The sequence below is a fragment of the Streptomyces sp. NPDC005374 genome (assembly GCF_042872225.1).
Classification (GTDB): Bacteria; Actinomycetota; Actinomycetes; order Streptomycetales; family Streptomycetaceae; genus Streptomyces.
On record NZ_JBIAKA010000004.1, the window covers coordinates 455,636 to 482,254 of the forward strand.

Below are 26,619 nucleotides of genomic sequence, written 5' to 3' on the forward strand. Positions count from 1 at the left end.
ATGAACGGCGAGTCCAGAGTGTGAACAGCAGTGAGGAGATCGCCGTGTCGGGTATGTCGGCTGGCCGGTCAGCCATGCGGATGGGACCCGCTGAGCTGGTGCAGGCGGCGGCCATGGCCCGCCGCTTCTACCTCGAGGGGAAGTCCAAGATCCAGATCGCCGAGGAGTTCGGCGTCAGCCGCTTCAAGGTGGCCCGGGTCCTGGAGACCGCCCTCGAACGGGACCTCGTACGCATCGAGATCCGCGTGCCGGCCGAACTGGACGCCGAGCGCTCCGACGCGCTCCGCGCCCGCTACGGCCTCAGGCACGCCGTCGTGGTCGAGTCCCCGGCCGAAGCCCAGGACTCGCCCGACCCCGAGAACCTGGGAGAAGTGGCTGCCGACCTGCTCGGCGAGCTGGTCGACGAAGGGGACGTGCTGGGCCTTGCCTGGGGCCGTTCCACCATCCACATGGCGGCCGCCCTCGACCGGCTCGCGCCGTGCACGGTGGTGCAGTTGACGGGTGTGTACGACGCCGGGACCGCCGAGCGCGGTTCGGTGGAGGCGGTACGACGGGCCGCCCAGGTGTCCGGCGGGGACGCCCACCCCATCTACGCGCCGATGCTGCTGCCGGACGCGGCCACCGCGGTCGCGCTGCGCCACCAGACCGGTATCGCCCGGGCCTTCGACTACTTCGACAAGGTCACGGTCGCCTGCGTCTCCATCGGTTCCTGGGAGCCGGGCATCTCCACGGTGCACGACATGCTCAGCGACGAGGAGCGCGGCCACTACGCCTCGCTCGGGGTCGCCGCCGAGATGTCCGCGCACCTCTTCGACGCCGAGGGGCGCCGGGTCGGACGGGACCTCGGCGAGCGCTGCATCACCGTCAAGGCCGACCAGCTCCGCCGGGTCCCCGAGGTCGTCGCGATCGCGGGCGGGCAGCGCAAGGCCGCGGCGATCGACGCGGTGCTGCGGTCCGGGCTCGTCACCAGCCTGGTGACGGACACCTCCGCCGCGGACTACCTGATGACGGCGGGGACTCCGCCGAAGCCCGCGCTGAACAGGACGGACCCGGACGGGCCCTGACGGAGGATCGGATGAGGGCGGCCGTGGCAGCATCAAGTCCATGCTGCTGCGGTTCGTCTCCCGAGTGCTTCTGTGTCTGCTCTTCCTGACGGGATGTTCGTCGACGGGCACCGACGGTCCCGCGCGGGCCGACGGCCCGGCCACGGTCCAGGAGGCGCAGCTTCCGGAGCAGGCCCGGGAGACCCTCGCCCTCATCGACAGGGGCGGCCCCTTTCCGTACGCCAAGGACGGCGCCGTGTTCGGGAACTTCGAGCGGCTGCTGCCCGCGCATGCGCGCGGTTACTACCACGAGTACACCGTCACCACGCCGGGCTCGCGCGACCGCGGGGCCCGGCGCATTGTCACCGGGCAGGGCGGGGAGATCTACTACACCGATGATCACTACGACTCGTTCAGGACGGTACTGAGATGACCCTCATCGTGGTCGACCTCGACGGGGTCACGGACAAGGCCGGCCTGATGGACCGCATCGCCGAGGCCCTAGGGCTGCCGGACTGGTTCGGCCGCAACTGGGACGCGCTGGCCGACTCCCTCGCCGACCACACGGTGTGGCCCGAGGGCGCGACCGAGGAGGGGCTGGAGGTCGTCGTACGGAACTGGCGGCCGTACGCCAAGGGGCGGCCGGACGAGTGGGAGACGGCCGTCGAGGTCTTCGACGCGGCGGTGGACGGGACTCCGACGCTGTCCGTGGTGCTGGCACTCGGCGGGCCCGGCCACTAGGGAGCCGGCCGGGGGGAGCGGATCGCCCTCCTGCTCGAATGTCCGAGGCTGCTGGCAGAGTGTTCGCCATGGAGCAGCAGGAGCAGCGCACGTCGGTTCGCCTCGTTGTCGTCGACCCCGACCTCGGTGCGCAGTGCGACCGGGTCGAGGAGCAGTTGTTGGCGCCCCTGGCCGCGGCCGTCGACGGAGCGGGTGGGCACGCACTTCTCACGGACGGTCTCCCGGCCTTCCGGCGTGTCCGGGAGGTCCTCGCCGAGGCGGTGGCGCGGGGGCCGCGGGTGTGGACGCCGAACGGCCGCTGGGAGCACGAGGGCCTGCGCATCGTCGATCTGCCCACCGAGCAGACGGACCTGCTGTACGCGCTGTTGCGGGAGCTGTCCGGGATGCTCGTGGCACCGCCGGACCTTCCCGACCCGGCGGGCGTCGTCGCCACGGTGCGCGCCACCGTCCTTACGCCCGAGAAGACCGGCGTCGGCCTGGTCGGCGCGTTGGCGCGGATCCTCTCGCTGGTCGACCTCGCACCCGACGCCGACACGGCCACGCTCTTCGCGGTGCTGGAGGCGGCGGACGGCGAGGACGTGAGACTGACCTATGCGCAGGACGAGGCGTGGCAGCGTCTCGCCCACCGGGTCACCATGCTGCTGACCGAGTCCGCTCCGCTGCACCGATTCCTCTACTGACCCCCTGCTCCAGTGGGAACGTCCCCGGCGCCGGGGGACGAGGATCGCGGTGCCGGAAGGGCGGTTCCGGCTACCGCGCCGGCGACGAGTCACCGGGCAGGCGCCTCGGCGACTCAGGTGCAGACCTGCCCGTGGGTCGCGCACCTCGGTCCGGGCACCGCGATGCCCGACAGGCCCCGAGCACCGATGACGAACGTCCGGTTCGGGGGCACGGGCCCGTCCGCCCCGCCGTCGGAGACGCCCGGGTCACATCGACCGACCGGCGGACGAGCACCGGAGCGGCGAGGGACGTGCGGTGGGAAGCCATGCGTGTTCGATGCGCGAGGTGTGCCGAAGGCTGCCCGCGCACGAACCACGGGACTCTGTCGGACGTTCCTCCAGACAGGCCCTCGACCTGCCTGGACGATGATCCGAGGGATGGTATCGGGCCCGGCATGGGACAATGAAGTACGTGCTCTTCCCCCTGGCTGATCTGTCCGGGGGCCACCTCTGATCGACTGGGATGTGCAGCACGTGCGTTTCCTCAACGACATCCAGCCCCCGTACGACCTGACGTACGACGACGTCTTCATGGTCCCGAGCCGCAGCGCCGTCGGTTCGCGGCAGGGAGTGGACCTCAGCGCCCCGGACGGCACGGGCACCACCATCCCGCTGGTCGTCGCCAACATGACCGCCATCGCGGGTCGCCGCATGGCCGAGACGATGGCCCGGCGCGGTGGCCTCGTGGTCATCCCGCAGGACATCCCGATCGAGGTCGTCACCGAGGTCGTCTCCTGGGTGAAGAGCCGCCACCACGTCCTGGACACCCCGATCATGCTGGCCCCGCACCAGACCGTCGCCGACGCGCTGGCCCTGCTGCCGAAGCGCGCGCACAACGCCGGTGTGGTGGTCGACGAGGAGCAGCGGCCGGTCGGTGTGGTCACCGACCGGGACCTGACCGGGGTCGACCGTTTCACTCAGCTCGCCGAGGTCATGTCGCGCGATCTGCTGCTCCTCGACGCGGACATCGACCCCCGCGAGGCCTTCAACCGCCTCGACGCGGCCAACCGGCGCTACGCCCCCGCCGTCGACCGGGACGGCCGCCTCGCCGGGATCCTCACCCGCAAGGGCGCCCTGCGCGCCACGCTGTACACCCCGGCCGTGGACGCCCAGGGCAAGCTGCGCATCGCCGCCGCCGTCGGCATCAACGGCGACTTCGCCGAGAAGGCCAAGCAGCTCCTCGACGCGGGCGTCGACACCCTCGTCATCGACACGGCACACGGCCACCAGGAGTCGATGATCACCGCGATCAGGACGGTCCGGGCCCTCGACCCGCAGGTCCCGATCGTCGCCGGCAACATCGTGGCCGCCGAGGGCGTACGCGACCTCGTCGAGGCGGGCGCCGACATCATCAAGGTCGGGGTCGGTCCCGGCGCCATGTGCACCACCCGCATGATGACCGGCGTCGGCCGGCCGCAGTTCTCGGCGGTGCTGGAGTGCGCCGCCGAGGCGAAGAAGTACGGGAAGCACGTCTGGGCCGACGGCGGGGTCCGGCACCCGCGCGACGTCGCCATGGCGCTGGCGGCCGGCGCGTCCAACGTGATGATCGGGTCGTGGTTCGCGGGCACCTACGAGTCGCCCGGCGACCTCCAGCAGGACGCGAGCGGACGGCTCTACAAGGAGTCCTTCGGCATGGCGTCCGCGCGGGCGGTGCGCAACCGCACGTCGGAGGAGTCGTCGTACGACCGGGCCCGCAAGGCGCTGTTCGAGGAGGGCATCTCGACCTCCCGGATGTTCCTCGACCCGGCCCGCCCGGGTGTGGAGGACCTGATCGACTCGATCATCGCGGGCGTCCGCTCCTCGTGCACCTACGCCGGTGCGGGCTCCCTGGAGGAGTTCGCCGAGAAGGCGGTCGTCGGCATCCAGAGCGCGGCCGGCTACGCCGAGGGCAAGCCGCTGCACGCCAGTTGGAGCTGAGTCCGTCGTGTGCGGCCCCCGTCGAAATTCGGGGGCCGTACGTATGTCCTGGCGGCTACCGTCGGTCCATGGAGATCACCGTCTGTGGAGCGGGCGACGTGGAGCTGCTCGACCGGTACATCGGTTCGCCGGGAGCCCTCTCCTTCCATGCCCGTCGGTTCGCGCGCCAGGAGCGCGGTGAGAGCACGTATCTCATTGCCTGGCTGGCGGAACGGCCCGTAGGACACGCGGAGTTGCGTTGGGTCGGCTGTGACGCCGCCGCGGTCCGGGCCGCACGACCCGGATGCCCGGAGATCAACGGACTCGGCGTGTGGCCCGAGGAGCTCCGCTCGCGGGGAATCGGCACGGCCCTCATCCACACCGCCGAGGAGCTGACCCTGGAACGTGGGATCACGGCCGTCGGCCTCGGCGTCGCGAAGGACAACCCCCGCGCGGCGACGCTCTACGCACGACTCGGGTACGCACCCCTGACCGACTACCACGACCGCTGGTCGTACGAGGACCCCGACGGTGTGCTGCACGACTGGGTCGAGGAGTGCACCTTCCTGGTCAAGGACCTGCTCTGATCGGACCCTGCGCGACGAGGGCCAAGCGTTGTACATGGCGCGGCGGGGACCCCGCTCGGTGGGTTCCTGCTCGCGGAGTGCCGTCGGTCCCCGCCGCCCCGGGAGGCAGGGCTCGTGTTCTACTTCGGTTACGGCCATCGCCGGTCCCGACCCGCACCACCCGAAGGCTGATCGACCCACCGTGCTGAACGATCTCGACGAACGCATCGTGCACGCCCTCGCCGAGGACGCCCGCCGCTCCTACGCGGACATCGGGCAGATCGTCGGTCTCTCCGCGCCCGCCGTGAAGCGGCGGGTGGACCGGCTGCGCGCCACCGGAGCCATCACCGGATTCACGGTGCGGGTGGACCCGGCGGCCCTCGGCTGGGAGACCGAGGGGTTCGTCGAGATCTACTGCCGGCGCAACACCTCCCCGGAGACCATCCAGCGGGGCCTGGAGCGCTACCAGGAGGTCGTGGCCGCCTCCACGGTCACCGGTGAGGCGGACGCGGTCGTCCAGGTCTTCGCCTCCGACATGCGGCACTTCGAACGGGTCCTGGAACGGATCGCGGGCGAGCCGTTCGTCGAGCGCACCAAGTCGGTCCTGGTGCTCTCGCCCCTGCTGCGCCGCTTCTCGTCCGGGGCGCCGGGGTAGGGCCCGGGGGTGCGGTGCGTCGCCGGGTGCGGGTGGTTCGTGGCTGGTCGCGCAGTTCCCCGCGCCCCTTGGGTGGGACCAGGTGACGTCTTTCAGGGGCGCGGGGACATACAGCCGTTCCCCTCCGCCCCCTACTCCGCGGTCTTCCTCGCCAACGCGTTGTTCCCTATCGAGTTGTGCACGCTGAAGCTCACCGCGTCCGAGCGGTAACGGTCGTCCGACCACTCCACAGGGCGCCCTTCACGGGTCGTGGTCACCCGTCGGACCCGTAGCAGCGGACTCGTCCGACGCACCCCCAGCAGCTCCGCGTCCTGCGCGCCGGCCGCCACCGCGTCGATGACGTGCTCACCGTAGGCGAACACCAACCCCGTGTCGTCGTACAGGCGTTGGGTGACCGAAGGGCACTGCGGCTCGATGGCCTCGACGGTGGGGGAGATCCAGTCGGCGTACACCGTCCGCTCCAGCAACACCGGTTCGCCGTCCAGGCCGCGGACCCGCAGGACGTGCAACACCGGTGTACCGACGGCCAGTTGGAGGCGAATCGAGTCCTCCTTCGCGGCCGGACGGTACTCCTGGCCGACGACCTGTCCGGTCGCTTCGCGGCCCATCGCCCGCGCCCACTCGGCGAAGCTGCGCAGTTCGGAGAAGCTCTGGCTGCGGCGGCTGGCGAGGACCACGCGGCGGGCGCCCTGACGCGAGCCGATCAGCCCTTCGGCCGTCAGGGTCGCGACCGCCTGGCGGACCGTGCCGCGTGAGACGCCGTAGTGCGCCGCCAGTTCCGTCTCGGCGGGCAGCAGACTGCCGACGGTGTACTCCTCGCGGTCGATCGCCCGGCGCAGCTCATCGGCGATCTTCTCGTGTCGCGCCGCCATGCTCCCCCTCCGAGTCGATCACTGTGCACAGCGTGACCAGCGTAGTCGACATGTGACGGAGCACTGCGGAGCATCGGATTGTGCGGGAATTCAGGGTCTGGTGTTTCGCCAGTGTTTACGAACACGACACCAGCGGCAGCCTTACTGAGGCCAACTTGTTCAGACAAGTTCTTCAGACAAGTTCTCTCCCTTTGGCTCCTGCACCCTCGCGCGTCCCCTGGAGAAGCCGTGACCGTGTCCCTGCCGAGAACCGCCGCCCTCGGTGTCCTCGCCGCCCTCACCCTGAGCGCCTGTGGCGCCGCCCCCGAGACCTCGTCGACCACCGCCGACGGCAAGAACATCGCCACCGCGACCTCCGCCGCCGACCTCGGCGGCCTGGACAAGCTGGTCGCCGCCGCGAAGAAGGAGGGCACGCTCAACGCCATCGCGCTGCCCCGCGACTGGGCCAACTACGGCGCGCTCATCGACGGCTTCCAGAAGAAGTACGGCATCAAGGTCGCCGTCGAGAACCCCGACGGCACCAGCCAGGACGAGATCAACGCCGTCACCTCCCGCAAGGGCCAGACCCGCGCCCCCGACGTCCTGGACCTCGGCAGCTCCTTCGCGCTCAGCGCCGCCCAGCAGGGGCTGCTCGCGCCGTACAAGGTGGCGTCGTTCGACGACATACCCACCGGCCAGAAGGACCCGCAGGCCCGCTGGTACAACGACTACGGCGGCTACATCTCCATCGGCTGCGACGCCAAGCGGGTCAAGACCTGCCCGACGACCTTCGCGGACCTGCTCAAACCGCAGTACAAGGGGCAGGTCGCCCTCAACGGCAACCCCACCAAGTCCGGTTCGGCCTTCGGCGGCGTCTACGCGGCCGCGCTCGCGAGCGGCGGCTCCTTCGACGACATCCAGCCCGGCCTCGACTTCTTCGCCAAGCTGAAGAAGAACGGCAACTACACGCCCGTCGAGTCGACCCCGGCCACCGTCGAGAAGGGCGAGACGCCGATCAGCATCGACTGGGACTACCTGAACGCCGGGTACGCAGACGAGTTCAACTCCAAGGGAGTCGACTGGAAGGTGGCGGTGCCCAGCGACGGCCAGTTCTCGCAGTACTACTCCCAGGCGATCAACAAGGACGCCCCGCACCCCGCGACCGCCCGCCTGTGGCAGGAGTACCTCTACAGCACCGAGGGCCAGAACCTGTGGCTCAAGGGATACGCCCGCCCGGTCCTGATGACCGCCATGGAGAAGGCCGGCACCCTCGACAAGACGGCCGCCGCCAAGCTGCCCCAGGTCTCCGGCACCCCGTCCTTCCCGACTGAGGCCCAGCAGGACAAGGCCAAGACGGTGCTCGGCGAGGGCTGGGCGAAGGCCGTCTCCGGATGACGGCCACCGCCGTACGGGCGGACACGGCGCCCGCCGCTCAGGTGAAGCGGCGGCGCCGGTCCCTCGGCTGGGTCGCCGTCGTCCCGCTGCTCGCGTTCGTCGCGGTCGCCTTCGGGGTCCCGGCCTGGGCCATCGTGGACGGTGCCTTCACGGGGCCCGGCGGGTACACCCTCGGCAATCTGACGGCCTCGTTGAACGGCGCCTACCTCACGGCGCTCCTCGGCAGCGTCAAACTGTCCGCCGTGGCGGCCGGACTCTCCGTGCTGTTCGGACTGCCGCTCGCCCAGGCCGTGGTGACCTCCCCCCACCGCGCGCTGCGCGAGGCGGTCCTCACCGCCTCCGGGGTCCTCGCCAACTTCGGCGGCGTCCCGCTGGCCTTCGCCTTCGTCGCCACACTCGGCAACGCCGGTGTGCTGACCCGGCGCTTCGGCCTCACCGACCAGGGCTGGGACCTCTACAGCTTCTGGGGACTGGTCATCGTCTACCTGTACTTCCTGATCCCGCTCATGGTCCTCACCATCACGCCCGCCCTGGAGGGGCTGCGCGTCCAGTGGCGTGAGGCCGCGCAGAACAACGGGGCGACCGGCGTGCAGTACTGGCGTCACGTCGCCCTCCCGGTCCTCGCGCCCTCGCTGCTCGGCGGCCTGGTGCTGCTCTTCGGCACCGCCTTCGCCGCGTACGCCACCGCCGCCGCGATCGTGGGCAGCTCCATCCCGCTGATCACCCTGCAGATCGCCGACGCCCTCTCCGGCAACGTGCTCGTCGGCCAGGAGAACGTGGCGCTCGCGCTCAGCCTCGACATGGTCCTGATCGCGGGCCTCGTCATGGCCGTGTACCTGCCCCTGCAACGACGGAGCGCGCGATGGCTCGCCTGAACCTGTGGCGGTGGGGGGTGTTCGTCCTCGCCGGGCTGTACTTCCTGGTGCCGCTCGCCGCCTCGGTCGTCTTCACGGTCGACGTTCCCGGGCAGGGCATCACCTTCGACGCCTACAGCCAGATCTTCTCGACCGGCGGCTTCGTCTCCAGCCTGGTGCTCTCCCTGGAGCTGGCCGTCGTCACCATCGCCGTCGTCCTGCTGCTGATGGTGCCCGCGACGGTGGCGCTGCGGCTCGGTTCGCCCAGGCTGCGGCCGGTGGTGGAGGTGGTGTGCTCGCTGCCGCTGGTCGTCCCGCCGATCGCCTTCGTCGCCGGCATCATCACCGTGCTCAAGTGGGGGCCCGAACACCTCTCGCGCACCCCGCTGTTCGAGACGTTCGTGGCCATCCAGAACCCGGACTTCCCCGTCGTCCTCGTCCTGGCGTACGTCGTGATGGCGCTGCCGTTCGTGTACCGGGCGCTGGACGCCGGCCTGCGTGCCGTCGACGCCCGCACCCTCGTCGAGGCCGCCCGCAGCTGCGGTGCCGGCTGGCCGCAGGCCCTCGTCCGGGCCGTACTGCCCAACCTGCGCGGCGCCCTCCTCAACGCCTCGTTCCTCACGCTGGCCCTGGTGCTCGGCGAGTTCACCGTGGCCCAGCTGCTGGGCTTCCAGCCGTTCGCCGTGTGGATCGTCAACGTCAGCGGCTCGCAGGCCCAGTTGTCCGTCGCCGTGTCCGTGCTCAGCCTGCTCGTGACGTGGATGCTGCTCCTCGTCCTGGCCGGTTTCGGCGGGCGTACCCGAACTACCTCCCGGGGTTGAACCATGACCGTTCTCGAAAAAACAGCGGTGACGGCGGCGACTGTCGAATTCCGGGGGCTCAGAAGGGAGTTCGGCTCGACCGTCGCCCTCGACGGACTCGACCTGACCGTGCGGCCAGGAGAGCTCCTCGCCCTGCTCGGCCCCTCCGGCTGCGGCAAGACCACCGCGCTCAGGATGCTCGCGGGCTTCGAACACCCGGACTCCGGTGCGGTGTTGGTGGATGGCGAGGACGTCACCCGGATCCCGGCGCACCGCCGTGACGCCGGGATGGTCTTCCAGTCGTACAGCCTCTTCCCGCATCTCGACGCGCTCGACAACGTGGCCTTCGGACTGCGGATGCGCAAGGTCAGGACGGCGGAACGGCGGTCCAGGGCCGCCGAGTTGCTGGAACTGGTCGGACTCGCCGAGAAGGGCGGCCAGTATCCGCACCAGCTCTCCGGCGGCCAGCAGCAGCGGGTCGCGCTGGCCCGCGCGCTCGCCCTGCGGCCACGCGTACTGCTGCTCGACGAGCCGCTGTCGGCCCTGGACGCCAAGGTGCGCCTCACGCTCCGCGAGGAGATCCGCCGCCTCCAGCAGGAGCTCGGCATCACCACGCTGTTCGTCACCCACGACCAGGAGGAGGCCCTGTCCATGGCGGACCGGGTCGCCGTGATGCAGGCCGGGAAGCTCGAACAGTGCGCGGCGCCCAGCGAGTTGTACAGCCGCCCCGCCACCGCCTTCGTCGCCGAGTTCGTGGGCACGATGAGCCGGATCCCGGGGCGGCTCGCCCAGGGCGCCGTCGAGGTGCTCGGGCAGCGGCTGCCGGTCGACGGCCCGGTGCCGTCCGTGACCGAGGTCGACGTGCTGGTGCGCCCGGAGGCCGTGCGGGTACACGCCGGGAGCGAGGGGGAGGCGCGCGTGACCGCCACGTCCTTCCTGGGCGCGGCCGTCCGCGTCACCGTCCGGCTCGCCGACGGCACCGAGGTCAAGGCAGACCTGCCCGCGCACGAGGCCACCGGGTTCACCGCGGGTGCCTCGGTGAGCGTGTCGCTGCCCGAGCGACCGGTACTGGTGGCGGAACGCGCCGGCTGACCCCCATGAAGATCCCCCCATGAACATCCCCCCACGAAAGAGACGACCGTGACCCGACTCCCGCTCCAGGCCGTGCTGTTCGACATGGACGGCACGCTCGTCGACACCGAGCGAGTGTGGTGGGAGGCGGTGGAGAAGGTCGCCGGGCGGGCCCTGGGCGAGGCGGACCGGCCGGAGGTGCTCGGCCGTCCGGTCGAGTACACCGCGACCTGGCTGGCCGCGGCCACGGGCGCCCCGGCCGCGGACCTCGCGGACGCCCTGCACCGGGAGTTCGCGGACCGCGTCCGCACCGGTGTCGTGCCCCGCCCCGGCGCACTCGACCTGCTCGACGCCCTGGCCCACGAGGGCGTCCCCACCGCCCTGGTGACCGCGTCCCCCCGGTCCGTCGCCGACACCGTCCTCGAAGCCCTGGGCGGCGCGAGCCGCTTCGCCGTCTCCGTCACCGCCGACGACACCGAGCACACCAAGCCCGCCCCCGACCCCTACCTCGCCGCCTGCCGCGCCCTCGGCGTGGACCCGGCGAGCTGCGTGGCCGTCGAGGACACCGAGACCGGCGTCGCCTCCGCCGAGGCGGCCGGCTGCGCGGTCCTCGCGGTGCCCTCGCTGGCCCCCATCGAGGCGGCCCCGGGCCGTACCGTCCTGGCGGGACTGGAGGACGTCACCCCGGCACGACTGCGTGCCCTGCTGCCGCACCGGCTCCGGGTGATGACCTGGAACCTCTGGTACGGCGGCACCAAGGTCCACGACCACCGGGCCAAGCAGCTCAAGGTCATCGCCGAGACCGACGTGGACGTGGTCGGGCTCCAGGAGACGTACGGCAGCGCCGCCGAGGAACTCGCCGAGGCGCTCGGCTGGCACGCCCACCGGGCCGGGGAGAACCTCGGCATCATCAGCCGGTTCCCGATCACGGCCGTGCTCGGTGACCCGGACGTCGGCTTCTACGGGGCCGCCGGCGCGCGGATCGCCGTAGGGGACGGGGAGGTCGAGATCTGGACGGCCCACCTCGACTCCGAGCGGTACGGGCCCTACGAGTCCGAGCCGCTCGCCCACGAGGAGGTACGGCTCGGGCAGATACGGGACACCCTGCGCAGGATCGGTGGCGTACGGCCCGTCGTCCTCGTCGGAGACTTCAACAGCCCCTCCCACCTGGACTCGCCGGACCTCGCGTGGCCGGTCACGGAAGCGGTTGAGGAGGCCGGCTTCCGTGACTCCTTCCGGGAGGCCCGCCCCGATGCCGTACGGGACCCGGGGCACACCTGGTCGCCGGTGCACGCCCACCCGGAGCCGCAGGACCGCATCGACTTCGTCCTGCACCGGGGGCTCGCGGTCCTCGACTCGCGGACGTACGTCTGTGGCACTCCGCGGACCTGGCCGGACATCGAGGACAACGACTGGCCGTCCGACCATGCCGCCGTGATCACCACATTCTCACTGGGCAGCGGCCGCGGAACTCTCTAGCATCGGGTCATGACCCGACGACATTGATCCACCAGCCGTGCCTCCCGGGGGCCGCCTCGGACGCCGTACCCACGACGTCCGAACCGCCCCTCCGGGAAGGCCTCATGACACTCTCACCCGCACGTGTGCCCGCGACCGGTGCCCGCCGGCTGACGACCACGCTGTACGGCTACGCGTTCCTCGACGACCTCGTCCTGCTCTACCCGGTGTACGCGCTGCTGTTCGCCGACACCGGCCTGCCCCTGTGGCAGATCTCCTCGCTGTTCGCCCTGTGGTCGGTCACGGCAGTCGTCCTCGAGGTGCCCTCCGGCGCCTGGGCCGACACCGTCTCGCGACGCAGGCTGCTGTGGATCGGCCCGCTGCTCACGGCCGTCGGCTTCACGCTGTGGGTGAGCGTCCCGTCGTACGGGGCCTTCGCGGCGGGCTTCGTCCTGTGGGGTGCCGGAGGCGCGCTCGGCTCCGGCGCGCTGGAAGCCCTCGTCTACGACGAGCTGGAGCGGCTCGGGGCCGCCGAGCGGTACGCGCAGGTGATGGGCCGGGCGCGGGCGGCCCGGCTGCTGGGCACGGTCGTGGCGATGGGGCTCGCCGGGCCGGTCCTCGCGCTCGGCGGCTACCCGGCCGTGGGCGCCGCGAGCGTCCTGGCCTGTCTGCTGGCCGCGATGACGGCGACCAGGCTGCCGGAACACCGGGTGCCGGCCGGGAAGGGCGGCGCGCGCTGGACGGTAATCCTGCGGGCCGGGCTCGCCGAGGCCCGCGGCGACCGGGCCGTGCGGGGCGCCCTGCTGCTCGTCCCGGCCGTCGCCGCGGTGTGGGGCGCCCTCGACGAGTACGTCCCGCTGCTGATCCGCGACCTCGGCGTGGCCGAGGAGACCGTGCCCTACCTGGTCCTGCTGGTCTGGGCAGCCGTCACCGTCGGCGCCCTGTTCGCCGGGCCGGCCGAACGCCTCGGCACCCGGGGTCTGGCCGCGCTGATCGCGGGCGCCGCGCTCGCCCTGGCCGTCGGCGCCGGGGTCCGCACCCCGGCCGGCATCGTCCTGGTCGGCCTCGCCTTCGCCGGGTTCCAGCTCGCGGAGGTACTCGCCGACGTCCGCCTCCAGCACCGCATCGGCGACGCCCGCCGGGCCACCCTGACCTCGGTGGCGAGCCTGGGCACGGAACTGGTCACGGTCGCCGTGTTCGGCCTGTACGCCCTGCTCGGCACGGAGGCGGCGCAGAGCACGGTCTTCGTGATCCTGTCGGTGCCGTATCTGGTGACGGCGCTGGTGCTGGGTCTCGGGGGCCGTGATCGGTGACGTCTTCGACCCTGGACCGGGGAGGGTGATCGGTGGCGTCCCCGGCCCAGGAACAGGAGCCGTGACTGCGGCCCTCGCCGACGCGGGGCCCCTGCTGAGCCGCTGGAGGGGCCGCCTCCGGCCGCCTGCGGCGTATCGCCATGAGGCTGCCTCCAGCCGTGTGCAGCGCAGTGCCGCCGGGCGGCCCCGGACCGTACGCAACGAATCGCCGCCGGTCGACCCGGACACGCAACGAACCGCTCACCGGCGCGCAACGGCTCCTCCTTGTCCGCCCCGGTGAGCCGCCCGTACCTTCTAGGTGGCCCCCACAACCACCCTCCGCCCCGGTGAGGATCACGCATGCGCACCGCCCTGCTCCAGAGCTCCGGCCGCCCCGGCTCCGTCGAGGGGAACCTCAAGGCCCTCGACGAGGCCGCGGGCCGGGCCGCCGCCGCGGGTGCCGCGCTGCTGGCAGCGCCGGAGATGTTCCTGACCGGGTACGCGATCGGCGACGACACCGCCCGCCTCGCCGAACCCGCCGACGGCGACTCGGCGGACGCGGTCGCGGAGATCGCCGAACGGCACGGGCTGGCGATCGCGTACGGATACCCGGAGCGCGACGGCGAGCGCGTGTACAACTCGGTCCAGCTGATCTCCGCCGAGGGCGCCCGTCTCGCCGGCTACCGCAAGACCCACCTCTTCGGCTGCTTCGAGCAGGAGCACTTCGTGCCGGGCGAACAACCGGTGGTCCAGGCCGAGTTGGGCGGACTGACGGTCGGTCTCATGATCTGCTACGACGTCGAGTTCCCGGAGAACGTCCGCGCCCACGCCCTCGCCGGCACCGACCTCCTCGTGGTGCCGACGGCCCAGATGCACCCGTTCCAGTTCGTCGCCGAGTCCCTCGTACCCGTGCGGGCCTGGGAGAGCCAGATGTACGTCGCCTACGTCAACCGGGTCGGCCGTGAAGGGGAGTTCGACTTCGTAGGGCTCTCCACGCTGGCAGGCCCCGACGGGGTGGCACGCGCCCGCGCCGGACGCGGTGAGGAACTGGTGTTCGCCGACGCCGACCCCGTCCTCCTGGCCGCCTCCCGCGAGGCGAACCCGTATCTGCGGGACCGCCGTCCCGGTCTCTACGGGTCCCTGGTCTGAGACCCACCTCGTCTTTTTCTTTTCGCAAGGTTCGCAAGGATCGCAAGGAGCCCGTACCCCATGACGTCCACCGTGCCCAACGCCGTCGAGCACGCAGACGAGCCCGAACTGCCGCCGATCACCATGTTCGGGCCGGACTTCCCGTACGCCTACGACGACTTCCTCGCGCACCCGGCCGGACTCGGCCAGATACCGGCCACCGAACACGGCACCGAGGTCGCGGTGATCGGCGGCGGTCTCTCCGGCATCGTGGCCGCGTACGAACTGATGAAGATGGGCCTCAAGCCGGTCGTGTACGAGGCCGACCAGATCGGCGGACGGCTGCGCACGGTGGGCTTCGACGGGTGCGACCCCTCCCTGACCGCCGAGATGGGCGCGATGCGCTTCCCGCCCTCCTCCACGGCGCTCCAGCACTACATCGACCTCGTCGGCCTGGAGACCCGCCCCTTCCCCAACCCCCTTGCGGAGGCCACCCCTTCGACGGTCGTCGACCTCAAGGGCGAGTCCCACTACGCCGAGACGATCGCCGACCTCCCGCAGGTCTACCGCGATGTCGCCGAGGCCTGGAACAGGTGCCTCGAGGACGGGGCCGACTTCACCGACATGAACCGCGCCCTGCGGGAGCGGGACGTGCCGCGCATCCGGGAGATCTGGGCACGGCTCGTCGAGAAGCTCGACAACCAGACCTTCTACGGCTTCCTCTGCGAATCCGAGGCCTTCAGGTCGTTCCGGCACCGCGAGATCTTCGGCCAGGTCGGCTTCGGCACCGGCGGCTGGGACACCGACTTCCCCAACTCCATCCTGGAGATCCTCCGCGTCGTCTACACCGAGGCCGACGACCACCACCGCGGCATCGTGGGCGGCTCGCAGCAACTGCCGCTCAGGCTCTGGGAACGCGAGCCGGAGAAGATCGTCCACTGGCCCTACGGGACCTCGCTGAAGGCACTGCACGTCGGCGGCGAACCCCGCCCCGCGGTCACCCGTCTGCACCGCACGGCCGGCAACCGGATCACCGTGACGGACGCCGACGGAGACATCCGCACCTACCGGGCGGCCGTCTTCACCGCCCAGTCCTGGATGCTGCTGTCGAAGATCGCCTGCGACGACTCGCTCTTCCCGATCGACCACTGGACGGCGATCGAGCGCACGCACTACATGGAGTCGTCGAAGCTCTTCGTCCCGGTCGACCGGCCGTTCTGGCTGGACAAGGACGAGGTCACCGGCCGGGATGTCATGTCGATGACGCTCACCGACCGTATGACGCGCGGGACCTACCTCCTCGATGACGGCCCGGACAGGCCCGCCGTCATCTGCCTCTCCTACACCTGGTGCGACGACAGTCTGAAGTGGCTGCCGCTGTCCGCGAACGAGCGGATGGAGGTCATGCTGAAGTCGCTCGGCGAGATCTATCCCAAGGTCGACATCAGGAAGCACGTCATCGGCAGCCCGGTGACCGTCTCCTGGGAGAACGAGCCCTACTTCATGGGCGCGTTCAAGGCCAACCTGCCCGGCCACTACCGCTACCAGCGGCGCCTGTTCACCCACTTCATGCAGGACGGGCTGCCCGAGGACAAGCGGGGCATCTTCCTCGCGGGCGACGACGTCTCCTGGACGGCCGGCTGGGCCGAGGGCGCCGTCCAGACCGCGCTGAACGCGGTCTGGGGCGTCATGCACCACTTCGGCGGCGGGACCGACGCGACCAACCCGGGGCCCGGGGACGTGTACGAGGAGATCGCGCCGGTCGAACTCCCCGAGGACTAGACCCCGGCGGCCCGTGCCGTCTCGAACAGTTCGGCGGCGACGTCCTTGAGCTGCGCGTCCCGCATTCCACCCTGGAGGTCGAAGAAGAACTCCTCGAGACCGGTCCCGGCATGCGCGACCAGGTCCTCCACGAGCTGGTCGACGCTGCCCTGGAAGGGGGCCCGGTCCGCGCCGTCGTAGGCCTTCGCGGTGTACTGCGCGTTCACCCGGACCGACGCCCTGATCGGGCGGGTGCGGCCGCGCTCGGCCGCGAGGTCCCGCAACTGACGCCACTCCGCGGCGAGTTGTTCCGCACCCGTCATGGCTATGGGCATCCAGCCGTCGGCCCGGTCGACGAGCCGGACCATCGCCCTCCTGCTGTAGGCGGGCAGCAGGACAGGGATCGGCCGGGCCGGCTTGGGGCCGACGGTGGCCGGGGCGATGGTGGTGTACCGGCCCTCGTACCGCACCGGGTCCGGCCCCCACACGGCCCGGCAGACGTCGATGATCTCGTCCAGGACCCGGCCGCGCTCCGCGAAGGGCGCCACGCCCGCCGCCGCGTACTCGTCGTGCGACCAGCCCGTGCCGAGGCCCGCAACGACCCGGCCGCCGCTCGCCGCGTCCAACGTGGCGAGGGACCTGGCCAGTTGGAACGGGCCGTGCAGCGGGGCCACCAGAACGCTGGTGCCCAGCTCGGCCCGCTCGGTCACCGCGGCGGCCAGCGTGAGGGTGACCAGGGGCTCCGGCACACCGCGGTACTGGTCGGGCCAGGGCACTCCCTCCATGCCGCCCAGGCCCTGCGTCGGGGAGTCCGGGAACAGGGCGCGTTCGTAGACCCAGAGACTTTGGTAACCGATCCGCTCGGCGGTGCGCGCCACGTCGGGCACGTCCCGTCCGAGGTCGTACTGCCGTGCCTGGGGGAGGCTCAGTCCCAGCCGGATGGCCATGCGTACGCTCCTTTGCGTCGGTTCGCATCGAGCGGTTCACCGGCCAACGTAACCCGGACGCGGGGGAGTTGCTTCAGTCCGGCAGCGGTGTGAGCAGCATCCGCCCCGCGAACCCCACGGCGGTGTCCAGGCGTTCGGTGAACTCCCCGGCCACGTCGGGCAGTCCGCGCAGCGCCCACAGTGCCCGTGCCGCGGTCCAGGTGGCGTCGCGGGCCCGGTCCAGACTCCACGAGCCGAGCAGATGGGTGAGCGGGTCCGCGATCTGGAGGAGGTCGGGACCCGGCATCAGATCCTCGCGGATACGCTCCTCCAGCGAGACGAGGAGGTCGCCCACGCGGTCGAACTCGTCCTCCACGTCGGCGGGTTCGCAGTCGAGGCTACGGCAGGTGTCCACCACGGCGAGCGCCAGGTCGTGGCCGATGTGCGCGTTGATGCCCGCCAGCGCGAACTGCATCGGACGTACACCGGGATGCCGGCGGAACTGGAACAGGGGCCGCCAGCAGGCGGGTGGACGGCGTTCGCGTGCGACCGTCTCCACCGCCGCGAGATAACGCTCGGCGAACCGTACGTCCAGCGTGATCGCGGCTCGCGCGTCCGCGAACCGGCCCCTGTCGACGCACCGGTCGACCGCCTCGGTGACGGTGAGGTAGACACGGTTGAACACCGCTACGCCGTCCCGTTCCGGCAGGTCCGCGTCCAGGGCGCGCATACGGGAGACGACCGCGTCGAGGGGAGTGGTGAACTGTTCCAATTGCGCCATAGCGGCAGGGTCCCAGTCCTAGGCTGGCCGGGGTACCGGCGGGCCCGACGCTTCCCCAGAACGGGGGAACGCGCCCGCCGCGCGAGGGGGGAGCGGCACGGTGTCAGGCTTACGTGCCCAGCGACTGTCCGCGCGTCGCGCCGCACGCAGGCGTGCCGTGGGCCGCGGTGCGATGGTCGTGGTGGCTTCCCTGGTGGTCGCCGTGGGGACGGCCACCGGGATGCTCTCCGCGCTGGAGGACCGCGACGGCTCCGACGAGGCGCGGCCGGGGTCCGTCAGCGGCTCCCCGGGTCCGCGATCGCTGCCCGTCGTGCCGTCGGCGTCCGAGCCGGTCCCTGCCTCCACCTCTGCCTCTGCCTCCGCCTCGCCTTCGGTGGACCTGAGTGCGTCACCGTCTCCCGAGAAGACGGGCCCCGGTTCCGCGAAGTCCCGCACCACCCCCTCCCCCCGCCTCTACCGCCACCCCTCCTCCCAGGTGCTCGACTGGGTGCGGGACAACCCGCGCGACTCGCGCACCGACGTCATAGAGTCCCGTATCGCCGACCGCCCGGCCGCGGTCTGGTTCGCCGACTACGCACCGGCGACCATCACCTCCCGGGTCCGCGCGGTCACTTCGGGCGGTGCCGCGCAGGGCCGGGTCCCGGTGGTCGTGGCGTACGCCATCCCGGACCGCGACTGCGGCGGCGCCTCCGAGGGCGGGGCGCCGGACCTCGGCGCGTACGACGCCTGGATCGACGGGTTCGCCGCGGGGCTCGGCTCCGGCGAGGTCGTGGTCGTCCTGGAGCCCGACTCGATCGCCCAGTCGGACTGTCTGCCGGCCGACCGGCGAGCGGACCGTTTCGCCTCGCTGGCCCGAGCGGGCCGTGTCCTGAAGGCCGCCGACCCGAACGCGCGCGTCTACTACGACGCCGGGCACTCGGGCTGGAACCCGGTCGCCGCGCAGGCTTCCCTGCTGAAGCAGGCGGGCGCCGCCTCGGCCGCCTCATCCGACGGGATCTTCAGCAACGTCTCCAACTTCCACACCACGTCCGCCGAGATCGCCTACGACCGTCAGGTCCTCGCCGCCCTCGGCGGACCGTCGGGCCTGGGTGCCGTCATCGACACCAGCCGCAACGGCAACGGCGCCCCGGCGGAAGGCGAGTGGTGCGACCCGGCGGGCCGGAAGATCGGCCGGGCCCCGACCCTGGACACCGGCGAGGCGAGGATCGACGGCTACCTCTGGGTGAAGCTGCCGGGGGAGTCGGACGGCTGCAAGGGCACACCGGGCACGTTCAGCCCGTCGTACGCCTATGAGCTCGCCTCGCCGTAGATCCGAGACCCTCCGGAGGCGGCGTGCGGAACGGGAGTTCAGGGCCGCGCGCCGGCCGGAGCACTGAGCTTGGGCCGGTCGCGGTCACCGGCGCGCAGTACGCCCGCGAAGGCCACGAGTCCGACGGCCAGCACGGTCACCAGGACGAACGAGACCATCAGGTTGCTGGCCTGGGCCACGCCGCCCAGCAGGCTCGGCGCGATGAGCCCCGAGGTGTAGGTGATGGTCGCGACGCCCGCGATCGCCTGGCTCGGATTGGGCCCGCTGCGCCCCGCCGCAGCGAAGCACAGCGGTACGACGACGGCGATGCCGAGACCCATCAGGGCGAACCCGGCCATGGCCACCCCCGGATGGCCCGCGACGACGATGAGCAGTCCGCCGACGGCGGCCAGGACACCGCCCAGGCGGACCGTGCGGACCGACCCGAAGCGGTTGACCACGGTGTCGCCGACGAGCCGGGCCACCGCCATGGTGAGCATGAACCCGGTCGTGCAGGCTGCGGCGAGCCCTGCCGAGGAGTCGAGCCGGTCCTTCAGATAGACCGCCGACCAGTCCAGGCTCGCGCCCTCCGCGAACACCGCACAGAAACCGACCGTTCCGATCAGCAGGGCCGACTTCGGAGGCAGCGCGAACCGCGGCGGCGGCTCCTCGTCCTCGGCTGCCTGTACGTCGAGGACCCCCTGGCAGGCCAGCAGGCCGAGCAGACTGAGACAGGCCGCCGCCAGCGCGAAGTGCACGCGCGCGTCCGCGCCGAGATGCGCGGCGAGCGTGCCGCCCGCCGAGCCCACCAGGGCGCCCGCGCTCCACATGCCGTGCAGGCTGGACATGATCGACTTGCCGAGCAGGTTCTCGATCTCCACGCCCAGTGCGTTCATGACCACGTCGGCCATGCCGGCGCTCGCCCCGTACACGAACATCGCGAGGCACAGCGTGTAGAGGTTGGGCGCGATCGACGGCAGGACCAGGGACAGGGTCCACAGGGTGATCAGCGCGCGCAGCGCCGTGCGGCTGCCGAAGCGGTGGCTGACCCGGGCGGCCAACGGCATCGAACAGGACGCGCCGAACGCCGTGAAGGCCAGGGCGAAGCCGAGCTGCCCCGCGCTCAGAGAGGCGTGGTCCTGGATCCACGGCACCCGCGTCGCGAACGAACCGGTCACGGCCCCGTGCACGGCGAACACGGCGGCCACGGCATACCGGGCCCGCCGTACCTCCGCCGATACCTGCACCACACCGCTCATGCTCCCGCCCCTCCCGGATCCTCGCCGTTCCGACACCGCCGCCGTAAACTATCAGGAACCCTGCCTGTTAGATAGCGTGTATTCGGCACCGTGAATCTGAGAGGATGCCCGGCATGCCCGCATCCCCGAGCACCGCCCGGGCCATCAACGACCGGCACGCCCTGCGTCTGCTCCAGCAGGAAGGCCCGCTGACGGCAGGGCAGTTGAAGCAGCTCACCGGACTGTCCCGGCCGACGGTGGCCGACCTCGTCGAGCGCCTCGCCGCCGCCGGACTGATCGACGTGGTCGGGGAGTCCGGGGAGCAGCGGCGTGGCCCGAACGCGAGGCTGTACGGCATCGTCGCCGGCCAGGCTCACCTCGCGGCCCTCGACGTCCGCACGGAGGGCGTCTCCGTCGTCGTCTCCGACCTGCTGGGGCGGGCGCTGGCCGAGGCGGCGGTCCCCATCGGCGGGGACACCGGCACGGGACCCGCGGTGGAACAGGCGGTCGCGCTGGTCGAGCGGACGGCGAAGGAGGCGGGGGTGCCGCAGCTGCACACCGTCGGCATCGGCGCCCCTGGCCTGATCGACCCGGCCACCGGTGAACTCCGCGATTCCGGCGGCCTGCCCGAATGGCACCGGCGACTGGTGCTGGCGCTTCAGGAACGGTTCCCCGAGACCCGCGTGCACGTCGAGAACGAGACCAACCTCGCGGCGCTGGCCGAGCAGCGGGACGGGGCGGCCCGCGACCGGGACACCTTCGTCCTTCTCTGGCTCGGCCACGGCACGGGCGCGGCGGTGGTCCTGGACGGAACCCTGCGCCGGGGTGCCTCGGGCGGCACGGGCGAGATCGGCTTCCTGCCGGTACCGGGCACGGGTGGGCTGCCGTCCGCGGTGGACTGCGAGGGAGGTTTCCACTCCCTGGCGGGTTCGGCGGCGATCGTGGCGCTCGCGGGGGAGTACGGACTGGCGGTCGAGGGCGACGGCTACGAGCCGCCGGCCGCGCGCGTGGTGCGCAAGGCCGTGGCGAACGCCTCGGCGGACTTCCTCGACGCCCTCGCCGACCGCCTCGCCATAGGAGTCGCGTCGGTCGTCGCCGTTCTCGACCCGGGCTGCCTGGTCCTGGCCGGCGAGGTGGGGCAGGCGGGCGGGACCGACCTCGCGGCACGGGTGGAGCACCGGGTCCGCCGTATGTCGCCGCTGTCCACGGAGGTGAGGGCCGGCAGGCTGGGAGGCGGGGCGGTCCTGCGAGGAGCCCTGCTCACGGCGAGAGACAGGGCTCAGGACGACGTGTTCGCACCCCGCCAGGGGCGCGACCGGACTCCATCGGCCCGCGGATAGTTCTCGAACGTCCCCTTGGCCACGGCGTGTTCGGGCGTGAGATGCCCACGGGCCCGCCCTTGTCCGTTCTCGCGCCCGTCAGCGGTCGCGGGAGACCCGGCGGCGGGCAAGGGCCGTCATCACCGCCGCCGGGCCCGTCTCTACGGGTGTCCACACACGGCGAGCCTAAAAAGGACTAGACCATTAGGTCAAGAGTGAGTCGGAGGGGTTGTGAGCCACGGCACACCGTTCGCCCGTATGGACGTCAATCGGGCGTGGCACACTGACTCTGTACCAGAAGCAGCGCACTCCGGGGTCGGTGAAAGTCCGAACCGGCGGTTACAGTCCGCGACCCGACCGCTTCCAGCGGTCGGTTGACCAGGTGAAATTCCTGGACCGACGGTTAAAGTCCGGATGGGAGGCAGTGCGCGGCGGGCGGGCATTCGTGCGCGCCGTCGTATCCGTTCGTCCCGAGGGACGAGTGCGTCCGGCGTCGCCCCCGGTGTCCCTGCCCGTACGTTCTGTCGTCATCGACAGCCCCGGAGTCCGTGCCCGAATGAGGCAGGGAGGACCCGGGACGTGTTCACCGGAATCGTCGAAGAGCTGGGCGAGATCACCGCCGTCGAGAACCTCGGCGACGCGTGTCGCTTCCGACTGCGGGGTCCCGTCGTCACCGAGGGCGCGAAACACGGTGACTCCATCGCCGTCAACGGCGTCTGCCTCACCGTCGTCGACCACGAGGGCGACGAGTTCACCGCCGACGTCATGGCCGAGACCCTCGACCGCTCCAGCCTGGGCGCCCTCGGCGTCGGCTCGCGCGTCAACCTGGAGCGTCCCACCGCTGTCGGCGCACGCCTCGGCGGCCACATCGTGCAGGGACACGTGGACGGCACCGGCGAGGTCCTGGAGCGCAAGCCCTCCGAGAACTGGGAGATCATCAAGATCTCGCTGCCCGCGGACCTCTCGCGCTATGTCGTGGAGAAGGGCTCCATCACGGTCGACGGCATCAGCCTCACCGTCGTGGACGCCGGGCCCGACTACTTCACCGTCAGCCTCATCCCCACCACCCTCGACCTGACCACGCTCGGCCTCAAGCAGCCCGGCGCCCCGGTCAACCTCGAGGTCGACGTCGTCGCCAAGTACGTCGAGCGCCTGCTCGCGAGCAGTCAGGGGGCGGGGAAGTGAACTCCCTCAACACCGAGGCCTTCACCCTGTTCGGCCAGCACATCCTCTGGTCGGACATGATCGGCAACATCCTCGGCCTGATCGCCCTCGCGCTCGGCTGGCGGCGCAACCTGTGGAGCTGGCCGGTGCAGTTCGCCTCCGGCCTCATCCTCTTCGGTGCCTTCTACGGACACCTCACCGGCAGCGCGGGCAAGCAGGCCGTCGTCATGGTCGTCGCCCTGTACGGCTGGTGGCAGTGGAACCGCAACAAGGGCCAGTCCGGAGACGGTCACATCGCCCCGCGGTTCGCCACCTGGACCGAGCGCGCTTCGATGATCGGCGCGGCCGCCGCCGGCACCGTCGCGGTCGCCCTCCTCTTCAAGGCCTACCCGACCCTGTCCTGGGACCCCTGGCCGGACGCCTACATCTTCGTCGGCACCATCGTCGCCATGTACGCCCAGGCACGCGGCATGGTCGAGTTCTGGTTCGCCTGGCTCCTCGTCGACCTCGTCGGCGTCCCGCTCAACTTCGCCAACGGCTACGCCTTCTCCGGCTTCGTCTACGTCATCTACGGCGCGCTCGTCCTGTGGGGCATGCGCGACTGGTGGCTGCGCTCCCGCGAGTCCGCACGGCCCGCCCTGGAAGGAGCGCCGGCATGACCGCCGCACCGATTCTCTACAGCACCGACGGGTTCGAGGACTTCGCGCTGGACCCGGTCGAGCAGGCCCTCGCCGACATCGCGGCCGGCCGCCCCATCGTGGTCGTCGACGACGAGGACCGAGAGAACGAGGGCGACCTCGTCGTCGCCGCCGAGAAGATCACCCCCGAGATCGTCGCCTTCATGATGAGCGAGTGCCGCGGCCTGATCTGCGCCCCCATGGAGGGCGACGAACTGGACCGGCTCAAGCTGCCGCAGATGGTCGACGACAACACCGAGTCGATGAAAACCGCGTTCACAGTCTCCGTGGATGCCTCCGGCGCTCACGGTGTGACCACCGGGATCTCGGCATCCGACCGCGCGACCACGCTTCAGCTCCTCGCGAGCGGCGACGCCGAGCCCACCGACTTCGTCCGACCGGGCCATATCTTCCCGCTGCGCGCCAAGGACGGAGGCGTCCTCACCCGCAACGGCCACACCGAGGCCGCCGTCGACCTCGCCCGGCTCGCGGGACTGCGCCCGGCCGGTGCGATCGTGGAGATCGCCGGCGAGGACGGCCGTATGCTCCGCCTCCCGGAACTGATTCCCTTCGCCCGCAAGCACGGCCTGACGATCATCTCCATCGAGGACCTGATCGCCTACCGCCAGGCCGCCGAACCCACGGTCCGCCGCGAGGCCGAGACCCGCCTCCCCACCGCCCACGGCGCCTTCACGGCCTACGGCTACCGCTCCACCGTCGACGGCGTCGAGCACGTCGCCCTGGTGCACGGCGAGATCGGCGACGGCGAGGACGTCCTGGTCCGCGTCCACTCCGAATGCCTCACCGGCGACATCTTCGGCTCCCTGCGCTGCGACTGCGGCCCCCAGCTGGACGCCTCCCTGGAGCGCATCCAGGCCGAGGGCAGGGGAGTGGTGGTCTACCTGCGCGGCCACGAGGGGCGCGGCATCGGCCTGTTGTCCAAGCTGCGGGCGTACGAACTGCAGGAACAGGGCCACGACACCCTCGACGCCAACCTGGAACTCGGCCTGCCCGCCGACGCCCGGGACTACGGCGCCGGCGCGCAGATACTGGAGGACCTCGGCGTCCACAGCCTGCGCCTCATGACCAACAACCCCGACAAGTCCGACGCGCTCCTGCGCCACGGCCTCAAGGTCACCGGTCGGGAGCCGATGCCCGTGCAGGCGGGCGAGCACAACCTCCGCTACCTGCGCACCAAGCGGGACCGGATGGGACACGACCTGCCCTGGCTGGACACCACCCCCGTGTCCACCTGCAGCAACCAGTAGCACAAGCACTCCGAGGAGACTGAAGAACGTGAGCGGCAAGGGCGCACCGGAGCTGTCCGTACGCAATGTGGGTGACCTGCGGGTCGCCGTCATCGCGGCGCAGTGGCACGAAAAGGTGATGGACGGACTGGTGGACGGCGCCCTGCGCGCCCTGCACGACCTGGGGATCGACGAGCCGACCCTGCTCAGGGTCCCCGGCAGCTGGGAACTCCCCGTCGTCGCCAAGGTCCTCGCGGGCCGCGGCTACGACGCGATCGTCGCCCTCGGTGTCGTGATCCGCGGCGGCACCCCGCACTTCGAGTACGTGTGCCAGGGCGTCACCCAGGGCCTCACCCAGGTCTCCGTGGACACCGGCGTCCCCGTCGGCATGGGCGTCCTGACCTGCGACACCGAGGAACAGGCCCTGGACCGCGCGGGCATCGAGGGCTCCAACGAGGACAAGGGGCACGAGGCGGTGACGGCGGCGGTGGCCACGGCGGCCACCCTCCGCTCAGTATCCGAACCGTGGCGTTAGGTGGCCCGGGCCTACGCGTAAAGTGGGTGCCACCATGTCCAATAAGACGTTCGAGGAGCTCTTCACCGAGCTCCAGCACAAGGCCGCCAACGGCGACCCCGCCACTTCCCGCACCGCAGAACTGGTCGGCAAGGGCGTCCATGCCATCGGCAAGAAGGTCGTCGAAGAGGCCGCCGAGGTCTGGATGGCCGCCGAGTACGAGGGCAAGGAGGCGGCCGCCGAGGAGATCTCGCAGCTGCTGTACCACGTCCAGGTGATGATGGTCGCCCGCGGCATCTCCCTCGACGACGTCTACGCCCACCTGTGAACCAGTCGCCGAAACCACCCCTGAGAGCAAAGGAAGCCGACCTCATGCTGCGCATCGCCGTCCCCAACAAGGGTTCCCTGTCAGGCCCTGCGGCGGACATGCTGCATGAGGCCGGCTACCAGCAGCGCCGGGAGTCCAAGGAACTGCGGATCGTCGACCCGGTCAACGACGTGGAGTTCTTCTACCTCCGCCCCCGGGACATCGCGATCTACGTCTCCTCCGGCCAGCTCGACATCGGCATCACCGGCCGCGACCTGCTGATCGACTCCGGAGCCGACGCCGAGGAGATCCTGCCCCTCGGCTTCGCCCGCTCCACCTTCCGCTTCGCGTCCAAGCCCGGTGAGGCGAACGGCGTCGAGGACCTGAAGGGCAAGACGGTCGCCACCTCCTACGAGGGGATCGTCGCGGGACACCTCGCCGACAACGGCATCGACGCTTCCGTCGTCCACCTCGACGGCGCCGTCGAGACCGCCATCGAGCTCGGTGTCGCCCAGGTCATCGCGGACGTCGTCGAGACCGGCACCAGCCTGCGCAACGCGGGCCTGGAGGTGTTCGGCGAGCCCATCATGAAGTCCGAGGCGATCGTGATCCGCCGCACCGGCGCGGAGCCCGACGAGGCCGAGCCCAAGGTGCAGCAGTTCCTGCGCCGCCTGCAGGGCGTCCTCGTGGCGCGGACGTACGTGATGATGGACTACGACTGCCGCGTCGAGCAGCTCGAGAAGGCCGTCGCGCTCACGCCCGGCCTCGAGTCCCCGACCGTCTCCCCGCTGCACAACGAGGGCTGGGTCGCCGTCCGCGCGATGGTCCCCGCCAAGGAGGCGCAGCGGATCATGGACGACCTGTACGACATCGGCGCGCGGGCCATCCTCACGACGGCCATCCACGCCTGCCGTCTCTGAGGGGCGCA

27 protein-coding genes and 1 riboswitch are annotated in these 26,619 nt (G+C 71.2%); of the genes, 23 read left to right on the forward strand and 4 right to left on the reverse strand.

The genetic code is table 11. The features are described 5' to 3' along the window. The first annotated feature begins 20 nt into the window (after positions 1–20). From ACFYRX_RS13325 to ACFYRX_RS13355, 7 genes are all read left to right on the forward strand, one after another. Positions 21–1,064, forward strand: coding sequence for a sugar-binding transcriptional regulator (locus ACFYRX_RS13325; RefSeq protein ID WP_389098944.1), 1,044 nt, complete (start codon positions 21–23; stop codon positions 1,062–1,064). 40 nt (positions 1,065–1,104) lie between these two features. After that, complete coding sequence (locus tag ACFYRX_RS13330; RefSeq protein WP_389098946.1) at positions 1,105–1,476, forward strand: ribonuclease domain-containing protein; 372 nt, start codon at positions 1,105–1,107, stop codon at positions 1,474–1,476. Beyond that, positions 1,473–1,784: a barstar family protein gene (locus ACFYRX_RS13335; RefSeq protein WP_389098947.1), complete on the forward strand. Its 312-nt coding sequence runs from the start codon at positions 1,473–1,475 to the stop codon at positions 1,782–1,784. Before ACFYRX_RS13330 ends, ACFYRX_RS13335 begins: the two co-directional genes overlap by 4 nt. A gap of 68 nt (positions 1,785–1,852) precedes the next feature. Further along, positions 1,853–2,464 carry a hypothetical protein gene (locus ACFYRX_RS13340; RefSeq protein WP_389098949.1) on the forward strand — a complete coding sequence of 204 codons (612 nt, stop codon included), beginning with the start codon at positions 1,853–1,855 and terminating at the stop codon, positions 2,462–2,464. 513 nt (positions 2,465–2,977) lie between these two features. Then, positions 2,978–4,420, forward strand: a complete 1,443-nt coding sequence (locus ACFYRX_RS13345; RefSeq protein ID WP_389099103.1) for a GuaB1 family IMP dehydrogenase-related protein — start codon at positions 2,978–2,980, stop codon at positions 4,418–4,420. Positions 4,421–4,488: 68 nt separating this feature from the next. Continuing rightward, a complete protein-coding gene (locus ACFYRX_RS13350; RefSeq protein WP_389098951.1) occupies positions 4,489–4,986 on the forward strand; it encodes a GNAT family N-acetyltransferase in 498 nt (165 codons plus the stop codon). Positions 4,987–5,167: 181 nt separating this feature from the next. Then, a complete protein-coding gene (locus ACFYRX_RS13355; RefSeq protein ID WP_362670721.1) occupies positions 5,168–5,620 on the forward strand; it encodes an Lrp/AsnC family transcriptional regulator in 453 nt (150 codons plus the stop codon). A 131-nt stretch (positions 5,621–5,751) separates the two neighbouring features. On the opposite strand, the gene ACFYRX_RS13360 is transcribed toward ACFYRX_RS13355, so the two are convergent. Continuing rightward, a complete protein-coding gene (locus ACFYRX_RS13360; RefSeq protein WP_389098953.1) occupies positions 5,752–6,492 on the reverse strand; it encodes a GntR family transcriptional regulator in 741 nt (246 codons plus the stop codon). Between the two features lie 228 nt (positions 6,493–6,720). Between ACFYRX_RS13360 and ACFYRX_RS13365 the strand changes: the two genes are divergently transcribed. From ACFYRX_RS13365 to ACFYRX_RS13400, 8 genes are all read left to right on the forward strand, one after another. Beyond that, on the forward strand, positions 6,721–7,866 hold the full coding sequence (locus tag ACFYRX_RS13365; protein WP_389098955.1) for an ABC transporter substrate-binding protein: 1,146 nt from the start codon (positions 6,721–6,723) through the stop codon (positions 7,864–7,866). Continuing rightward, on the forward strand, positions 7,863–8,741 hold the full coding sequence (locus tag ACFYRX_RS13370) for an ABC transporter permease (protein WP_389098957.1): 879 nt from the start codon (positions 7,863–7,865) through the stop codon (positions 8,739–8,741). The genes ACFYRX_RS13365 and ACFYRX_RS13370 overlap by 4 nt, the downstream gene beginning before the upstream one ends. After that, complete coding sequence (locus tag ACFYRX_RS13375; RefSeq protein ID WP_389098959.1) at positions 8,729–9,541, forward strand: ABC transporter permease; 813 nt, start codon at positions 8,729–8,731, stop codon at positions 9,539–9,541. Before ACFYRX_RS13370 ends, ACFYRX_RS13375 begins: the two co-directional genes overlap by 13 nt. A gap of 3 nt (positions 9,542–9,544) precedes the next feature. Continuing rightward, a complete protein-coding gene (locus ACFYRX_RS13380; protein WP_389098961.1) occupies positions 9,545–10,612 on the forward strand; it encodes an ABC transporter ATP-binding protein in 1,068 nt (355 codons plus the stop codon). Positions 10,613–10,660: 48 nt separating this feature from the next. Further along, the gene (locus ACFYRX_RS13385) at positions 10,661–12,070 is read left to right on the forward strand and encodes an HAD-IA family hydrolase (protein ID WP_389098963.1); all 1,410 of its coding nucleotides are present in this window, start codon (positions 10,661–10,663) and stop codon (positions 12,068–12,070) included. 104 nt (positions 12,071–12,174) lie between these two features. After that, positions 12,175–13,362 (forward strand): MFS transporter, encoded by a 1,188-nt coding sequence (locus ACFYRX_RS13390; RefSeq protein ID WP_389098965.1) that lies wholly within the window; start codon positions 12,175–12,177, stop codon positions 13,360–13,362. Positions 13,363–13,701: 339 nt separating this feature from the next. After that, entirely contained in the window at positions 13,702–14,490 is a 789-nt protein-coding gene (locus tag ACFYRX_RS13395) for a carbon-nitrogen hydrolase family protein (RefSeq protein WP_389098967.1), read from the forward strand. A gap of 60 nt (positions 14,491–14,550) precedes the next feature. Continuing rightward, positions 14,551–16,251, forward strand: a complete 1,701-nt coding sequence (locus tag ACFYRX_RS13400; RefSeq protein ID WP_389098969.1) for a flavin monoamine oxidase family protein — start codon at positions 14,551–14,553, stop codon at positions 16,249–16,251. Here ACFYRX_RS13400 and ACFYRX_RS13405 read toward each other — a convergent pair. After that, entirely contained in the window at positions 16,248–17,177 is a 930-nt protein-coding gene (locus tag ACFYRX_RS13405; protein ID WP_389098971.1) for an LLM class F420-dependent oxidoreductase, read from the reverse strand. The two genes, ACFYRX_RS13400 and ACFYRX_RS13405, sit on opposite strands and share 4 nt — an antisense overlap. 73 nt (positions 17,178–17,250) lie before the next feature. Continuing rightward, positions 17,251–17,937, reverse strand: a complete 687-nt coding sequence (locus tag ACFYRX_RS13410; protein ID WP_389098973.1) for a DUF5995 family protein — start codon at positions 17,935–17,937, stop codon at positions 17,251–17,253. A 172-nt stretch (positions 17,938–18,109) separates the two neighbouring features. Between ACFYRX_RS13410 and ACFYRX_RS13415 the strand changes: the two genes are divergently transcribed. Further along, the gene (locus ACFYRX_RS13415) at positions 18,110–19,246 is read left to right on the forward strand and encodes a glycoside hydrolase family 6 protein (RefSeq protein WP_389099105.1); all 1,137 of its coding nucleotides are present in this window, start codon (positions 18,110–18,112) and stop codon (positions 19,244–19,246) included. 38 nt (positions 19,247–19,284) lie between these two features. Here the strand turns inward: ACFYRX_RS13415 and ACFYRX_RS13420 are convergent, their stop codons facing one another. After that, positions 19,285–20,484 (reverse strand): MFS transporter, encoded by a 1,200-nt coding sequence (locus ACFYRX_RS13420; protein WP_389098975.1) that lies wholly within the window; start codon positions 20,482–20,484, stop codon positions 19,285–19,287. Positions 20,485–20,597: 113 nt separating this feature from the next. Between ACFYRX_RS13420 and ACFYRX_RS13425 the strand changes: the two genes are divergently transcribed. The 7 genes from ACFYRX_RS13425 to hisG all read left to right on the forward strand — a co-directional run bounded on the left by ACFYRX_RS13425 (position 20,598) and on the right by hisG (position 26,611). After that, positions 20,598–21,803: an ROK family transcriptional regulator gene (locus ACFYRX_RS13425; protein ID WP_389098977.1), complete on the forward strand. Its 1,206-nt coding sequence runs from the start codon at positions 20,598–20,600 to the stop codon at positions 21,801–21,803. Positions 21,804–22,083: 280 nt separating this feature from the next. Then, positions 22,084–22,214, forward strand: a riboswitch (FMN riboswitch). Between the two features lie 147 nt (positions 22,215–22,361). Beyond that, entirely contained in the window at positions 22,362–22,967 is a 606-nt protein-coding gene (locus tag ACFYRX_RS13430; RefSeq protein WP_389098979.1) for a riboflavin synthase, read from the forward strand. After that, on the forward strand, positions 22,964–23,605 hold the full coding sequence (locus ACFYRX_RS13435; RefSeq protein ID WP_389098981.1) for a nicotinamide riboside transporter PnuC: 642 nt from the start codon (positions 22,964–22,966) through the stop codon (positions 23,603–23,605). Before ACFYRX_RS13430 ends, ACFYRX_RS13435 begins: the two co-directional genes overlap by 4 nt. Then, entirely contained in the window at positions 23,602–24,891 is a 1,290-nt protein-coding gene (locus tag ACFYRX_RS13440; RefSeq protein WP_389098982.1) for a bifunctional 3,4-dihydroxy-2-butanone-4-phosphate synthase/GTP cyclohydrolase II, read from the forward strand. Before ACFYRX_RS13435 ends, ACFYRX_RS13440 begins: the two co-directional genes overlap by 4 nt. Before the next feature lie 28 nt (positions 24,892–24,919). After that, positions 24,920–25,405 (forward strand): 6,7-dimethyl-8-ribityllumazine synthase, encoded by a 486-nt coding sequence (ribH, locus tag ACFYRX_RS13445; protein WP_057614122.1) that lies wholly within the window; start codon positions 24,920–24,922, stop codon positions 25,403–25,405. A gap of 34 nt (positions 25,406–25,439) precedes the next feature. Next, on the forward strand, positions 25,440–25,712 hold the full coding sequence (locus ACFYRX_RS13450; protein ID WP_020117406.1) for a phosphoribosyl-ATP diphosphatase: 273 nt from the start codon (positions 25,440–25,442) through the stop codon (positions 25,710–25,712). Between the two features lie 44 nt (positions 25,713–25,756). Next, on the forward strand, positions 25,757–26,611 hold the full coding sequence (gene hisG, locus ACFYRX_RS13455) for an ATP phosphoribosyltransferase (protein ID WP_389098985.1): 855 nt from the start codon (positions 25,757–25,759) through the stop codon (positions 26,609–26,611). Positions 26,612–26,619 lie beyond the last annotated feature (8 nt).